We start from the raw sequence: 13651 nt of genomic DNA, 5'->3' as shown, positions 1-13651 counted from the left end.
ATAATCCTTTTTATTTAGTAAACTTAAGCCAACTTAGCTACAATAGCGGCAACAGTTCTAGTGAGAGATTTTTCATGGCAATCCAATGGTTTCCAGGGCACATGCATAAAGCCCGTAAACAGATTGAAGAAGTAATGCCCCAAGTTGACGTCGTTATTGAAGTCGTTGACGCCCGCATCCCCTATTCTAGTGAGAACCCTTTAGTTGAGGGGCTAAGGGGCGACACCCCTGTGATTAAGCTACTAAACAAAGCCGATTTGGCTGATCCTGATACGACTGCATTATGGCTAGAGTATTACGATCAACAAAAGGGAGTCAAAGCACTCCCTATGATAAGCTCAGACATGACCTTGGTGAACAAAATTGGTGATCTGGCTAAGAAGCTGGCGCCGCACCGTGATCAAGATGGCAAAGCCCTTCGCTGTATGATCATGGGCATTCCTAACGTAGGTAAGTCTTCCTTGATTAATGCTTGGGCAGGCCGCCCTATCGCCCGTACCGGCAACGAACCAGCAGTCACCAAGTCACAACAACGCATTAATCTTAAAAATGGCATTGTGCTGTCAGATACCCCAGGGTTCCTATGGCCTAAAGTAGAGAACGAAAACTCAGGTTACCGCCTAGCCATTACCGGTGCGATTCGTGATACCGCCATCGAATATGAAGATGTGGCCCTATATGCCGCTGAGTACTTTGTTGATCATTACCAACAGCGCCTGCAGGAACGTTATAACATTGATGCCGAAGACTACCCAAGTGAAGGCATTCTATTACTGGAAGAAATTGGCCGAAGCCGTGGTTTTAAAGGTCGTGGTGGCCGTGTAGACTTACACAAAACCTCAGAAGTCCTGCTGCATGAACTGCGCTCTGGCAAACTAGGCAAGCTAACTTTAGAGACCCCAGAAATGGTTGCCGCCGAAGAAATTATTGTCGAGCAGCAAAGGGAAGAAAAACGCATCCGCGACGAAATTCGTAAAGAAGCCTACAAAAAGAAAAAACGCCGCTAATGGTTATCATAAAAGGAGCTCAATTAAGCGCTCCTTTTTTTCGCATAATTAATTAAACACAAAATAATCATTGAGCTATTGACCAGCAATTTGTTGGACTGAGTTTGCAGCCGCGAATCAAAGATTGATCTGTTTTGCTAATGATCCTTGCAAAGCATCGGCATATGACATGTCTGGGTTACTACGGCAAGTCGCCTCAACCATAGAAAAGGCAGAACTTAGCCTTTTGAACCTAGCCAGTTGAAATTCTGTAGGATAACGCCCTAACATCAACGCGTGCATGCCTGAAGTGTAATTGAATATATTGTTTTGTTTATCTGTGCCACTTTGTTTATTGAGGGCTGCCGTTTGATTTATTTGCTCAGTAACCACAGCACAAGAAGGGTTGTAGGTCTGATGACGGCGAACAATATCGACCACTTTTTGATCAAACTGTTGATTCAATTGGGCTGGGGTTAACTTGGCTTTAGGGGCAGTAGAATTACAGCCTAAAATAGCCGTAGACAATAACGTAATAGCAATATACTTATGCAACATAAACATCCTTTTTATTAATTTTTTGTAGTCTATACAAGCTCGAGTAACATAAAAATATCAAGTTAACATATTGAAATAAAGAAATTTTTAAAATTTAAGATATTTAAGCAGCGACCACCGAGACCATTGTAGAGAATAACTGACTGACACTCGTCCCTAACCGTAAGCATTAACTAGCCAAGCCACAAACAAAATTTGTGGCACACTGATTAACGGCAGAAACAGGGCGAACTTCCAGCTTTGGCTGGTATCTTTAATAACCATAATTTCAGTGTAATCGGTCGCAACCCCAGCCATTAGGAAGGCAAAACCATTACCAGGCGCTTGAGCACGATTAATAATATCAGCTGCGATTGGTGCAGAGCCTTCCGAGCAAATTTCCAACACCGTAGCCAACAGCAGACTCACTCCTAAACCGACCACTGTAGGACTAAAATATTGTACAAATTGATGCTCATCCAAAACCAGTCTTAATAATCCTGCCAGTAAAATTCCAAACAACAACCAACGCACTACCATTTTTGAATCTTTGATGCCCGTTAACATGACTTGCCCCAACCATTGCCAGTTAAATTGGGTGGCCTTAAGGGCAATCTTCGCTTGTGCAAAAAATGCAAAGTCTGGGTTTACTGATATGCTGTTAGGATTCGTGGGAAGGAGTTGATGTTTGACACAAAGATCAAATAACCAGCCACTAATAAAGGCGATAACCGCCGACAAAACAATAAAGATTACAGTTAATTTTAGCCCGATTAACCCAATTAAAATTAAAGTAAGGGAGAAAGAGTTCCACGGGCTCGCCAACAAAAAAGCCACCATCTGACCCGCACTGGCGCCTTTTTGATAGAGTTTGCTGGCAACCATTAAAATGCCGTGGGAACAGAGATCAAGCAACACCCCCGCCAACGTGGCGCGGACTAAGCCGCGATAACTGCTTGGTTGACCTAATAAACTGATAATGAACACCTGCGGCACCTTCGCCAGCAAACCAATGCTCAGCATTCCAATCAATACCCCCCACCACATTGATCCGAGCATGTGCATCACAGTATCGGTCATGATGTCTAACCAATCCCCAACGATAACTTGATTGAACCATTGGCCTCGAATAAACAGCAGCAACACCGCCAGCAAACTGAACCAAAATAACCAATCAAATTTTGCTTTTTGGACACTGGAAGATGAGTGGCAGCATTCATGCTTTGGGGCGTTAGCTGGAGGATCTGAAGGTGCTTTAGCGGCCATGCTCTGTCCTTATATTTTCGCTCGTATCTTTAATCAAAGTAACTTGAAACGGCTTGCTAACAACCACAATCAAAGTGGATAGAACCCACTTTAGTTATCCCCACCTAAGTGGATAAAATTAACTTAACAGGCCCACAACAAGGGCCTTGGCGGAGTCTTCAATTAAATCTAATACGGTTTCAAAACTGGCTGCGCCTTGGTAATAAGGGTCGGGTACTTCCATCCCAATATTTTGACCAAAGTCCAGCATCATATTAATTTTATGCTGATATTGTTCAGGGCAAATGGCTAATAAATCATTAAAATTACTTCTATCAGCCGCCAAAATCATATCGAATTTGGCAAAGTCTTTTACGGTAATTTGTCTGGCCTTTATTGTGCTCATGTCATAGCCACGCTTGCTGGCAATTTCACTCGAACGTGGATCCGCAGGTTTACCTTGGTGATAGCCCATGGTGCCAGCAGAGTCGACGTCTAGCTTAAGGCCATTATCTTTTGCTATCTTATCCAGCACCGCTTCGGCAGTTGGCGAACGACAAATATTTCCTAAACAAACACAAAGGACACTTTTTACATACTTATTTTGTTTCATGGGTTAAGCTAATAATTCAAATTTCTGTATTAAGTGTACCTGAGATGGACCAGAAAGACAGTGAAACTGTCGACTAAATACCTTAACTCAGCCTAAGCCGATTTATTGCTGCTCACTATCGTTAAATTACCATCTAGATGGATATCCCTTTGTGGAAAAGCAACCACTATGCCATGTTCATTAAATGCCTTATCTAACGCAAAACGAATATTGCTTGCAACTAAACGTAGGCCTCCTTCAACTTGTGAATTAATCCAAAAGTAAATTTCGAAAACCAAAGCATTATCACCAAAGTCCTGAAAATACACCTGAGGTTCTTTACCAGCATCAACAAGGGTCTGTTGTTGGGCATTAGCGACATCTAACAATATCGCTTTAACCTGCTCACAATCACTGCCATAAGCCACCCCAACTTTAACCGTGCCTCTGATCAACTTATCCCTCAAGGTCCAATTAATTACAGTATTTTCTAATAATTTACTATTGGGGATCAGCATATGAACGCCATCAACACGCCGCACTCGTGTAGACCGGGTATTAATTTCTTCAACCACGCCTCTGACTCCCTCGACTTCCAGAAAATCGCCAATCCTGATTGGCTTTTCCCCCATTAAGATCCAGCCAGAAATAAAATTATTAATGATGTTTTGCGCCCCAAAACCAAAACCAATCGCCACTGCCCCCGATAAGAAAGCAAATGCGGTAATTGGCACATTTAGCATGGCTAGGGTAGTAATGAAGATCAGCGCAAATGAAATAACATAAAGCAAACGAGTGATCAGCTGAATCATATTAGGATCTTTATGATTCATGGTGAGCTTTTTGGCCAATTTCTTTATTAGAAAATGCGCTAACCAAAGACTGAATAACAACCATAATGGTAGCGCTAATACTTCAATGGTGGTGATCGGTCTTTCATTAAATGTAAAGATGGGATAATTAATCCAGTAGTTAAATTGCTCAAACATTCACTGCCCCCTTTATTTAATGTTTAAGTTTTAACCAATATCACCTATGTCTAATTTTTAGGCAAGTTTATTTTTAAAGTAGGGTAACTCCCATCATTACCCTATTTATTGATTAGCCTACGAGATTAATTTGCAATGGTAATTTCACCGACACCGGCATTAATTGCTAATTCTGGACCAGCGGTGCCTCTTTGATAGAAACGCTCCCCAATCAAATGACTCGATATCTCGGCATAGGCAGAGTCATGCTTCAAATCCATATCACCAACGCCTACTTTAAAGTCCAATTTTGAAAAATTGTTACTCGGGTGCTTAATCTCAACCGTACCGACACCAACATTGACATTAATATCTTGGCTCATTTGGGTGATACTGACCTCTCCTACCCCAGCTTCGATTGCCACATCAAGGGTATTAGGAACAAATAATATCCAATGTTGATGAATATCATCTTGATCACTCAATTCCAGATGCATTTTGCCTCTCTTAAGCTTTGTCACCAATTCTATTGCATCGAGATCATTACGATCAAAACCAAAACTAAACCCTTCTTTTTCATCTGCTGTTTTAATTACCACTTTAATTTCAATTTTATCAGAATCAGTACCCTCGACATGGATCTGACCAACCCCCACATCTAGGCTAATTTGGTCAATTTTGTCGTCAAAGACTGCATCAATCGTTTTCTGTGGTGTTGCCATGACACTGGTAGTAAATAATATAAGGGCAACAGCAGCAATAAAATTAAACGTTTTCATCATATATCCTTGTCTGATTTTTAATATATGCCAATAGGTTTGCCAATTCTGTGCCAACAATTAAAACCCTTTAATATCAATGAACTAGAAATTTATTGTGGGTAATTTGAAACAGCCTATAAATTTTTTAACAAAATATTAGTGATTTTGACCACATAAAAGTGATCAAAAATAGGCAAAATTAAATGATTACTTCCATAATCATTAGCATTAATTATTGTTCTGTGCGACTCGTGAAATCAAAACCTGCTATTGGCCAAAAAAGTTTATTCAGCCTCACCCTTCCTATTTTCATTGATTTGACTTTTATCTTCTTAATAAGTGCTACCGATGCTTGGTTTTTAAGTCAAATTGATGATCAGGCTGCCGCTGCCGTTGGGGCTATGATGCCTATCTTAGGCATTGCTTTTGCGCTTTATTCCACTTTACATCAAGCCGGTTGTTCAATAGCCTCCCAACGCTTAGGGGCAAATGATTTTAAAAATTTAGCGACAAGCTACGGCATTTTATTATTGTTGTTTGTTTGCGTTGGATTAATCATGCTCAGCTTTTTTGTGCTTGAGACTGATTACCTAGTTGGACTCATGGGCTTACAGCAACCCATGTTTGCAATGGCCACGTCTTATATGCACATTTTGGGCTATGGGACCTTTTTTCTGGCAATGCGCTATTGCGCCGCTGCCATACTCGCTTCCCAAGGTATGACCAAATGGAATATGTATTCCACGGCCTTGATGTCCATCGTCAATATCGCCCTGAATTACCTGTTAGTCGATGGCAAACTCGGCTTTCCCGCTTTAGGCATCGATGGGGTGGCGCTGGCTTCGGTATGCGCTTGGTTAAGCAGTTGCATTTTTAGCTATGTCGTTATTTGGAAGCAAAAGAATATTCACATAACTTTTGCTAATAGCGTTAAACAAGCCTTAGCAGCTGCTAAACCGATAACCAAATTAGCCCTACCCTCTGTTCTAGAACCGCTATCTTGGCAAATTTCACAATTGTTTATTACGATGATCATCGTCAGCTTCGGTGCCATCGAATTAGCTACCAGGATCTATACCTTCAATTTAATTTACCTCACCATTTTATTCGGCTTTGCCATGAGTGCGGGTGTGCAAATTAAAGTGGCTTATTATATTGGCGCAAATGAGTATGAACAGGCGCAAAAGATCTTATTCACTGGGGTTCGTTACGGTTTAATTGGTGTCTTCAGTTTTATGTTAATTGTCGTCAGTTTTGCCGAGTTTTTCTATCATTTATTTACCTACGATGAAGCTATCATTGCACTGGGTAAAAAAGTATTAATGGTTTCTTTAGTGACTGAATTTGGCCGTTCGCTTAATTTAATTGTAGGGGCTTCACTAAGGGCCTGCGGTGACGCAAAATTCACATCAATCGTTGGCTTTAGTAGCATGTGGGGGGTTGCTCTAACGCTTTCTTACTTACTAGGCGTAAGTCTTGGATTGGGGTTAATCGGCGTAGCATTAGCCATGTGTATCGATGAAGTGTTACGCGGTAGCATCAACATTTTTCGTTGGCGAACCGGCAAGTGGCAGACAAAAGGCTTATACCAACAATCTCGCAAAAAACATCATTAGCTTTGTTTATTAACCACCGACATGACAAATTTTGAAGTGGTTCCTGCCCCCATTTTTCACTAAATATAATTGCTGATCGGCAAGTTCAATTAACTGGCTTGTGGTGATGGCTACCTTACCGTCACTAAATACCCCGCCGATGCTTATTGTTACATAAGGTTTCACTGTTGAATATTGATGGGCTATTTTCAAATCTCGAATAGCATCAAGTAACTGCTTTGCAAGTAAACTCATGCCTTGCATACTCGCATCACTGATCACCATGGCAAATTCCTCGCCTCCATAGCGGCACACCATGTCACTGCCTCTTTTCATGACGGAATCTAAGGCTGCTGCGACAGTTTGAATGCAATCGTCCCCCTGCAGATGGCCGTAATGATCGTTAAACTGCTTAAACTGGTCAATATCACAAATCATCAAACCCACTGGGGTATGGTCTCGGTTTCCACGAATCACTTCCATTTCTAAGCGTTTATCAAATTCCCTGCGATTAGAGATACCTGTTAATCCATCAATTTTTGCCAATACTTGCAAATGCTGGTTAATATCTAACAACTTTTGCTTGGTGCTGACCAAATCCTGCCTCATCAAAGCGATCCGTTGCATCGCTTCAATCTTGGCTTGCAGCACTTCAATATTAATCGGTTTAGATAGGTAATCATCCCCCCCGGCAGAGATCCCTGTTACGATATCCTGTGGCTCATCCATGCTTGAAGTAAAAATGATTGGGAACCACTGTGACTCTTGCTGGCGCAATCTTTTGGCCACTTCAAAGCCATACATATCCGGTAAAACTACATCTAAAAGCACAAGATCAGGTTTCACTTTATTATAGGTTTCTATGCCGCTACTGCCCGTTTCCGCCATAAATACACTGTGATCTAATTTTTTTAGAAAAGCTTCAATTTTAAGTCTTTCAATTTTACTGTCTTCAATGACCAGAACTTTCATATAAGTACTTTACTAATTTGTGTTATCAAAGTATTAGGCAAATATTGAAAAAGGACAAAAAAAACCTGCCAAAGGCAGGTTGTCAATTGATAGAGGCTTAGCGCTTGGACTTAATAGCCCCCCAAACGATGTCTTTTGCTTGCTCAAGTAACGTTTGTAGATGCTGCTCACTGATAAAGCTTTCACCATAAATCTTATAAAGGGGCTCGGTACCAGAAGGACGGGCTGCAAACCAACCATTTTCAGTACTCACCTTTATTCCGCCAAAACTGGCGCCATTACCTGGAGCCTGAGTAACACAAGCAGTGATGGCTTCGCCTGCCAGTTCAGTGGCAGTAATATCTTGCGGTTGGAGTGACTGTAACACGGCTTTGGCTTTAAGATTAATTGGTGCATCGAGTCGTTGATAAAAGGCCTGACCATGTTTAGCAGTTAAGTCTTGATAATATTGGGCTGGAGTTTTACCTGTCACCGCTAAAATTTCTGCTGCCAATAAGCCAAGAATAATACCATCTTTATCGGTACACCAGGTGCTTCCATCAAGCTTTAACAAAGAAGCGCCTGCACTTTCTTCACCACAAAAACCTATCTCACCCTGAGCCATACCCTCAACAAACCATTTAAAGCCCACAGGTACTTCATACATGTTTAATTTTTTATCCGCACAAACACGGTCAATCATTGAGCTTGAAACAATGGTCTTGCCAATTTTAATTTGAGCGGGCCAATTCGGGCGATGTTGTGATAGGTAATCAATGGCGACTGCCAGCATATGATTAGGATTCATCAAGCCTGTGCCTCGGCATACAATACCATGGCGATCGAAATCAGGGTCATTACCAATGGCAATATCAAAATCCAAATCACGCTCTAACATACTTGCCATCGCATAAGGAGAAGAACAATCCATACGGATTTTGCCATCTTTGTCTAGGCTCATGAAAGCAAAGCTAGGGTCAACTTTATCATTTACGGTTTCAATATTTAAACCATAAGCATCTGCAATATGTGCCCAATAGCTCACCCCTGAGCCACCTAATGGATCGGCGGCAAGCTTAATATTGGCTTGCTTAATTGCCTCAAGATTAATGACTTGATGCAACTGGCTAATATAATGTGCTCTAAAATCGTGCTCTTTGATGTAACCCGATAACTTTGCCAACTGCATATTATTACGCTTAACTGCAGTTAAACCGTTTTTAATATATTCGTTAGCTTTATTTTGGATCCAACTGGTTGCCTCACTGTCCGCCGGGCCACCATGGGGAGGGTTATATTTAATACCTCCATCTTGTGGTGGATTGTGGGATGGCGTTAAAATTAAGCCATCACATTGCACAGCGTTGTGATTGTTAAAATCGATAATGGCGTGGGAAACCACCGGAGTTGGGGTAAAGCCAAGATCTTTCTCTACCCACACTTCGATATGGTTAGCCGTTAACACTTCTAAAGCAGAATAATAAGCACATCGTGATAGCGCATGGGTATCAACACCCAGCATCATCGGCCCTTTAACGCCGTTTAAGGTGCGATAATCAACAACCGCTTGCACTATGGCTAATATGTGTTGTTCATTAAAAGATTTATTTAATGAACTGCCTCGATGGCCAGAAGTGCCAAAGCTCACTTGTTCCGCCGGATGCTCCATATTGGGGCGACTGACATAATATTGACTTAGTAGATCACTGACATCAACCAAATCCTTTTGTTGGGCAATTTGCCCAGCTCTGTCATGTAACGACATGCTCTTTCCTTACCTAAATTTGCTCAGCAATTTGTTCTGCTAAAACTTCTGAACAGCCCGCTAAGATTAATACATCACTTAGCATTCTGCGTTTTCTGTCAGTATTTGAATTAGTGGCTACCCAAAAGCCACTGTCACCGATTGCTCTTGGTTTTGCCGCTTTACTCGAATTGAGTAACTCTTGCTCCGTGAGCGCAAAATATAATCTTCCACGACCTTGCACTTGTAAAACAAGTGAAAATTTATCGCCTAACAGATGATAGCTTTGCAACAGCAAGAACAAAAATCGACCAACGGCCCCTTTTTGATCATTAATCGCCGTCAAACCTAAAAGATGCTTGAATTCATCACTTTGGACCAGTGTCGCTGATTGTTCTGTTACTAAAGCTTCTGTTTTGGCCACTTCTTGAATCTCTTCAGCCATAGTAAGACTTGGCTGGCTAACTTCTGTTGGAATGGTTTGCACTTTAGCTTGAGTTTCCATTCCCAGTAAACGACGAAGGATATCTGATGCACTTTCACCAATATGCTCAGTTTTACTGGCAATATAACGATATACCTGTTCGTCTACTTCAATATATTTCATATCTTGTTCCTAGGGTCTAAAGACCAAATTTTGGCTGATGTATGGCCCACTTAAGGTTTAACCTTATAACATCCTGCAGCTTGATTTGAAGTAAAACCTTGGGTAATACATTATCATTTAAGCAAAGATGGCAAATATTTATTTTACAAAGAATTATACATAGCCCTAATGGCATACTCTAGGGGGCAGTAATACTATTTGGCTAATTTATCGACCAAATTAAGATATCGTAAATTATCTCTTTCTGATTGGCGTGTTTTATTCTTGTAAAAAACTAAAATGTTGGCAAAATTTATCGGCTCTTTTTTTATTGGTAACCTTATCCATGTCCATGCTTAACCATCAAATCCAAGGCGAAGGCCCTAAAGTCCTGCTTATCCACGGCCTTTTTGGGGACAAAGCCAACCTTAATGGCCTAGCGAAAACCCTAGTACAAGACTATCAAGTGATCCAAGTTGATTTAAGAAATCATGGTGAATCCTTTTGGTCAAATCAAATGAATTACCATCTAATGGCCGCCGATGTCGCCCAATTACTGAGCCACTTGAAGATTAAACAACTGCATGTGGTTGGGCATTCAATGGGGGGGAAAACTGCTATGGCTCTGGCTTTGACCCAACCGCAATTGGTGCAAAGTCTAACCGTTGTCGACATCTCACCGGTGCGTTATGAACATAAACACACTAAAGTCTTTGACGCCTTGTGTTCATTACCAATAAAACAACTTGATAGCCGTAATCAAGCTATTGCCCATATGCAACAGCAACAGATAGATATTGGCACCACTCAATTTTTACTCAAAAACCTAAAAAAAGAGCAAGATGGCTACCGTTGGCGCATGAATTTAGACGTTATTGAGCAACAATATCAGCAGATTGCAGATTGGCCTTTTAGCGATGAAACTTATTCCGGCCCAACGCTTTTTATCAAAGGGGAGCTGTCAGAATATATGCTGCCGCAACATCAACAACAGGTTGTTAACCACTTTCCAAACGCGAAAGCTAAAGTCATAAATGGCACTGGACACTGGTTACATGCTGAGAAGCCAAAAATATTTCATAAACTGGTTGGCGATTTTTTAACTAACTGCTACTGACGAAATGTTTTTAGCTGTGATATAGTCCGCAACCCGTTTATTGAAGTATTACAATTATGCTGTCTGAATATCTTGTTCAAATTGAAACGATAGGTCTTAACCTATTTTTTGCCGCTATTTTCTTCTTTATTGGAATGGCCATTAAAGATGTGCTTGATCAAGGTAATGTACCTAAAATCGGTAAGATCGCGGTATGGACAGTATTATTCACCGGTTGTACTGGCTTTATAGCCAAGGGCATTATCCAGTTCTTGTTTGAGAGCGGGGCTATTAATTAAGTTGTTAACATATGGCTAAGCAAGAATCAGATAGAACTACCATTGACCTATTTGAAGACGAGAAACGGCGTGGCAGACCTAAGACCAACCCCCTTTCTCGGGCTCAACAGGTTAAGCAGAACAAACGAAATCAAACCATTCGAGAAAAAGCGAATGGGATTAAGCGTATAGAGTTAAAGGTGTCACAACAATTGGCAGAAGCCTTGAATAAAGCAGCCAAGGAAAGTAACATCAGCCGCAGTCAATTAATTGAGCTAACCTTAGCCGAGCAATTTAGTTGCGAATAGCTCAAGCAGATATTTGAAAGGTAAACAAATGGCCACCGTAGGTATTTTTTTCGGAAGCGATACTGGCAACACCGAAGCCGTAGCGAAAATGATTCAAAAGCGTCTAGGCAAGAAGCTGTGCGACGTGAAAGACATTGCTAAAAGCACCAAAGAAGAAATTGCAGAATTTGATCTGCTGCTTTTTGGTATCCCAACTTGGTACTACGGTGAAGCACAATGTGATTGGGATGATTTCTTCCCAGAGCTAGAGCAAATTAACTTTGAAGACAAGCTGGTAGCCATCTTCGGTTGTGGTGATCAAGAAGACTACGCTGAGTACTTCCTCGATGCTATGGGCATGGTTGGCGACATCGTTAGCGACCGTGGTGGCATCATTATTGGTAATACTTCAACAGAAGGCTATGACTTTGAAGCCTCAAAGGCACTTGTTGATGACAACACCTTTATTGGCCTAGGTATCGACGAAGACCGTCAACCAGAGCTAACTGAAGAGCGAGTTAACGCTTGGTGTGATCAAATTTATTCTGAAATGTGTCTCGCTGAGCTTGAAGACCTTTAAGCAATATCACATCAGTTAGACAACAAAAAAGGTGGCTATAGCCACCTTTTTTTATGCCTTATCTTTTTCGGGCTGGTTTCATGATAACTTCGGTAGTATACAAACCATTGTTGATCACAGGATATTCATCATAAGTTTGAAACAATATACCCGCTGCTGAACTGATGTGGCTCACCACGACATAATTGGCTTTCTTATCAATCACCTCTGGTTTTAGGGTAAATTTAAACGGTACCGCATTCACCGCCACATTAAAGCTTTTTTGCGCCAAAATTTGGCCCCGGGTATTAGCATCAATAATTGCAATAGTAATGCGAGCGTCTTGAGGTAATCTAATTTTCTCTAAGAAGCCCGCTGCACCACTTACGGTCACCGGCTTTTCATTCACTACCGTCACACAACCACTTAAACTGATCACTGCAGCCATCATCATCAACAATCGTTTCATTTACACTTGCTCCTGTTGTGGAAAACGGATTAAGCCTTCTTGAGTGGTAGAGGCCACTAGCTTACCCTCAATATCAAAAAACTGACCTTTTACAAAACCGCGGCCACCGGTAGCACTGGTGCTTTCCACATGATACAGCAACCACTCATCAAACTTAATCGGTCGATGAAACCACATAGCATGATCAATTGTGGCCATCTTCAACCCCGGGGTTAAAAATGAGATTGGGTGGGGCTGAATTGAAGCCACCAAAAAATTAAAATCTGATGCATACGCTAATAAGGAACGGTGTAAATCACATTCTTCGGCCAAATTACCATTAGCCCTTAACCATACCTGTTTAATTGGCGATTGTGGCTTATCGGATAATGGGTTTTGGGGACTCACTAAGCGCATTTCTATTGGAGAATCCTTTAAGAAATGCTGCAGTACTTTCTCTGGTACCTTACCAATCAGTCCCTGAGCCAATTGTTGTTGGTTCAACAAGCCCTCTGGTGCTGGCACATTCGGCATTGGTGATTGATGTTCAAATCCCGCCTCTTCGCTTTGGAATGAACAGGTCATGTAAAAAATAGGACGCCCTTTTTGAACGGCTTTAACACGTCTCGAACTAAAGCTGCCACCATCACGTAAGATTTCAACATTATAAATAATGGGTGCGTGTTCATCCCCTGGCAATAAAAAATAACTGTGAAAGCTATGAACCTTGCGATCATTGGCTACGGTTCGGCTTGCCGCAGCCAAGGCTTGACCCATTACCTGCCCACCAAAAACATGGCCAAAGCCTAAATCGACACTTTGTCCCCTGAATAAGCCCTTATCGAGTTCTTCTAAATTATGGATATCAACCAAATTTTGTAGGCTTTGTCCCATTATGATACTCCTAATCCATTGATAGTTAGACTTTAACTCAAAGCAGATAGTTCAACAACCGCCGCTACTGCGATTACTGTTATTTGTGTTAATTATTGAGCAAGATCAATGTCAAAATGCATAA

16 protein-coding genes are annotated in these 13651 nt (G+C 41.4%); 6 read left to right on the top strand and 10 right to left on the bottom strand.

Going from position 1 to position 13651, the window contains the following annotated elements; translation table 11 throughout:
- Nucleotides 1-74: 74 nt before the first annotated feature.
- Nucleotides 75-1007, top strand: coding sequence for a ribosome biogenesis GTPase YlqF (gene ylqF, locus GFB48_RS14395; RefSeq protein WP_163937227.1), 933 nt, complete (start codon nt 75-77; stop codon nt 1005-1007).
- A 117-nt stretch (nt 1008-1124) separates the two neighbouring features.
- Here ylqF and GFB48_RS14390 read toward each other — a convergent pair whose 3' ends face one another.
- From GFB48_RS14390 to GFB48_RS14370, 5 genes are all read right to left on the bottom strand, one after another.
- Nucleotides 1125-1544, bottom strand: a complete 420-nt coding sequence (locus GFB48_RS14390; RefSeq protein ID WP_163937225.1) for a hypothetical protein — start codon at nt 1542-1544, stop codon at nt 1125-1127.
- A 156-nt stretch (nt 1545-1700) separates the two neighbouring features.
- Nucleotides 1701-2789: a permease gene (locus tag GFB48_RS14385; RefSeq protein WP_163937222.1), complete on the bottom strand. Its 1089-nt coding sequence runs from the start codon at nt 2787-2789 to the stop codon at nt 1701-1703.
- A 118-nt stretch (nt 2790-2907) separates the two neighbouring features.
- Nucleotides 2908-3381, bottom strand: a complete 474-nt coding sequence (locus GFB48_RS14380) for a low molecular weight protein-tyrosine-phosphatase (protein ID WP_163937219.1) — start codon at nt 3379-3381, stop codon at nt 2908-2910.
- 92 nt (nt 3382-3473) lie between these two features.
- The gene (locus GFB48_RS14375; protein WP_163937217.1) at nt 3474-4349 is read right to left on the bottom strand and encodes a mechanosensitive ion channel family protein; all 876 of its coding nucleotides are present in this window, start codon (nt 4347-4349) and stop codon (nt 3474-3476) included.
- Between the two features lie 125 nt (nt 4350-4474).
- A complete protein-coding gene (locus tag GFB48_RS14370) occupies nt 4475-5107 on the bottom strand; it encodes a hypothetical protein (protein ID WP_163937214.1) in 633 nt (210 codons plus the stop codon).
- 185 nt (nt 5108-5292) lie between these two features.
- Here GFB48_RS14370 and GFB48_RS14365 point away from each other — a divergent pair, with 185 nt between their 5' ends.
- Complete coding sequence (locus tag GFB48_RS14365) at nt 5293-6705, top strand: MATE family efflux transporter (protein WP_163937212.1); 1413 nt, start codon at nt 5293-5295, stop codon at nt 6703-6705.
- A gap of 9 nt (nt 6706-6714) precedes the next feature.
- Here the strand turns inward: GFB48_RS14365 and GFB48_RS14360 are convergent, their stop codons facing one another.
- From GFB48_RS14360 to seqA, 3 genes are all read right to left on the bottom strand, one after another.
- Nucleotides 6715-7656 carry a diguanylate cyclase gene (locus GFB48_RS14360; RefSeq protein ID WP_163937209.1) on the bottom strand — a complete coding sequence of 314 codons (942 nt, stop codon included), beginning with the start codon at nt 7654-7656 and terminating at the stop codon, nt 6715-6717.
- Between the two features lie 97 nt (nt 7657-7753).
- On the bottom strand, nt 7754-9400 hold the full coding sequence (gene pgm / locus GFB48_RS14355; RefSeq protein WP_163937205.1) for a phosphoglucomutase (alpha-D-glucose-1,6-bisphosphate-dependent): 1647 nt from the start codon (nt 9398-9400) through the stop codon (nt 7754-7756).
- A 13-nt stretch (nt 9401-9413) separates the two neighbouring features.
- Nucleotides 9414-9986 (bottom strand): replication initiation negative regulator SeqA, encoded by a 573-nt coding sequence (gene seqA, locus GFB48_RS14350; protein ID WP_163937202.1) that lies wholly within the window; start codon nt 9984-9986, stop codon nt 9414-9416.
- Between the two features lie 325 nt (nt 9987-10311).
- Here seqA and GFB48_RS14345 point away from each other — a divergent pair, with 325 nt between their 5' ends.
- The 4 genes from GFB48_RS14345 to fldA are packed head-to-tail and all read left to right on the top strand — an operon-like array spanning nt 10312 to nt 12206.
- Entirely contained in the window at nt 10312-11082 is a 771-nt protein-coding gene (locus tag GFB48_RS14345; RefSeq protein ID WP_240464886.1) for an alpha/beta fold hydrolase, read from the top strand.
- 56 nt (nt 11083-11138) lie between these two features.
- Complete coding sequence (locus tag GFB48_RS14340) at nt 11139-11360, top strand: DUF2788 domain-containing protein (protein ID WP_163937199.1); 222 nt, start codon at nt 11139-11141, stop codon at nt 11358-11360.
- Between the two features lie 11 nt (nt 11361-11371).
- Nucleotides 11372-11647 (top strand): LexA regulated protein, encoded by a 276-nt coding sequence (gene ybfE, locus GFB48_RS14335; protein WP_163937197.1) that lies wholly within the window; start codon nt 11372-11374, stop codon nt 11645-11647.
- A 28-nt stretch (nt 11648-11675) separates the two neighbouring features.
- Nucleotides 11676-12206, top strand: coding sequence for a flavodoxin FldA (fldA, locus tag GFB48_RS14330; protein ID WP_163937316.1), 531 nt, complete (start codon nt 11676-11678; stop codon nt 12204-12206).
- A 58-nt stretch (nt 12207-12264) separates the two neighbouring features.
- Here the strand turns inward: fldA and GFB48_RS14325 are convergent, their stop codons facing one another.
- Both GFB48_RS14325 and tesB read right to left on the bottom strand, forming a co-directional pair.
- Nucleotides 12265-12654 carry a YbaY family lipoprotein gene (locus tag GFB48_RS14325; protein WP_163937194.1) on the bottom strand — a complete coding sequence of 130 codons (390 nt, stop codon included), beginning with the start codon at nt 12652-12654 and terminating at the stop codon, nt 12265-12267.
- On the bottom strand, nt 12655-13527 hold the full coding sequence (gene tesB, locus GFB48_RS14320; protein ID WP_163937191.1) for an acyl-CoA thioesterase II: 873 nt from the start codon (nt 13525-13527) through the stop codon (nt 12655-12657).
- Nucleotides 13528-13651: the final 124 nt, after the last annotated feature.

The organism is Paraferrimonas sp. SM1919 (genome assembly GCF_010993985.1).
GTDB lineage: Bacteria > Pseudomonadota > Gammaproteobacteria > Enterobacterales > Shewanellaceae > SM1919.
The sequence above is the reverse complement of the archived record's forward strand: the minus strand, read 5'-3'. Positions and strand labels throughout refer to the sequence as shown.

What these genes read in the sequence shown, in the direction of transcription:
- ylqF (WP_163937227.1), top strand. Translation starts at nt 75, where the DNA reads ATGGCAATCCAATGGTTTCCAGGGCACATGCATAAAGCCCGTAAACAG.
- GFB48_RS14390 (WP_163937225.1), bottom strand. Translation starts at nt 1,544, where the DNA reads ATGTTGCATAAGTATATTGCTATTACGTTATTGTCTACGGCTATTTTA.
- GFB48_RS14385 (WP_163937222.1), bottom strand. Translation starts at nt 2,789, where the DNA reads ATGGCCGCTAAAGCACCTTCAGATCCTCCAGCTAACGCCCCAAAGCAT.
- GFB48_RS14380 (WP_163937219.1), bottom strand. Translation starts at nt 3,381, where the DNA reads ATGAAACAAAATAAGTATGTAAAAAGTGTCCTTTGTGTTTGTTTAGGA.
- GFB48_RS14375 (WP_163937217.1), bottom strand. Translation starts at nt 4,349, where the DNA reads ATGTTTGAGCAATTTAACTACTGGATTAATTATCCCATCTTTACATTT.
- GFB48_RS14370 (WP_163937214.1), bottom strand. Translation starts at nt 5,107, where the DNA reads ATGAAAACGTTTAATTTTATTGCTGCTGTTGCCCTTATATTATTTACT.
- GFB48_RS14365 (WP_163937212.1), top strand. Translation starts at nt 5,293, where the DNA reads ATGATTACTTCCATAATCATTAGCATTAATTATTGTTCTGTGCGACTC.
- GFB48_RS14360 (WP_163937209.1), bottom strand. Translation starts at nt 7,656, where the DNA reads ATGAAAGTTCTGGTCATTGAAGACAGTAAAATTGAAAGACTTAAAATT.
- pgm (WP_163937205.1), bottom strand. Translation starts at nt 9,400, where the DNA reads ATGTCGTTACATGACAGAGCTGGGCAAATTGCCCAACAAAAGGATTTG.
- seqA (WP_163937202.1), bottom strand. Translation starts at nt 9,986, where the DNA reads ATGAAATATATTGAAGTAGACGAACAGGTATATCGTTATATTGCCAGT.
- GFB48_RS14345 (WP_240464886.1), top strand. Translation starts at nt 10,312, where the DNA reads ATGTCCATGCTTAACCATCAAATCCAAGGCGAAGGCCCTAAAGTCCTG.
- GFB48_RS14340 (WP_163937199.1), top strand. Translation starts at nt 11,139, where the DNA reads ATGCTGTCTGAATATCTTGTTCAAATTGAAACGATAGGTCTTAACCTA.
- ybfE (WP_163937197.1), top strand. Translation starts at nt 11,372, where the DNA reads ATGGCTAAGCAAGAATCAGATAGAACTACCATTGACCTATTTGAAGAC.
- fldA (WP_163937316.1), top strand. Translation starts at nt 11,676, where the DNA reads ATGGCCACCGTAGGTATTTTTTTCGGAAGCGATACTGGCAACACCGAA.
- GFB48_RS14325 (WP_163937194.1), bottom strand. Translation starts at nt 12,654, where the DNA reads ATGAAACGATTGTTGATGATGATGGCTGCAGTGATCAGTTTAAGTGGT.
- tesB (WP_163937191.1), bottom strand. Translation starts at nt 13,527, where the DNA reads ATGGGACAAAGCCTACAAAATTTGGTTGATATCCATAATTTAGAAGAA.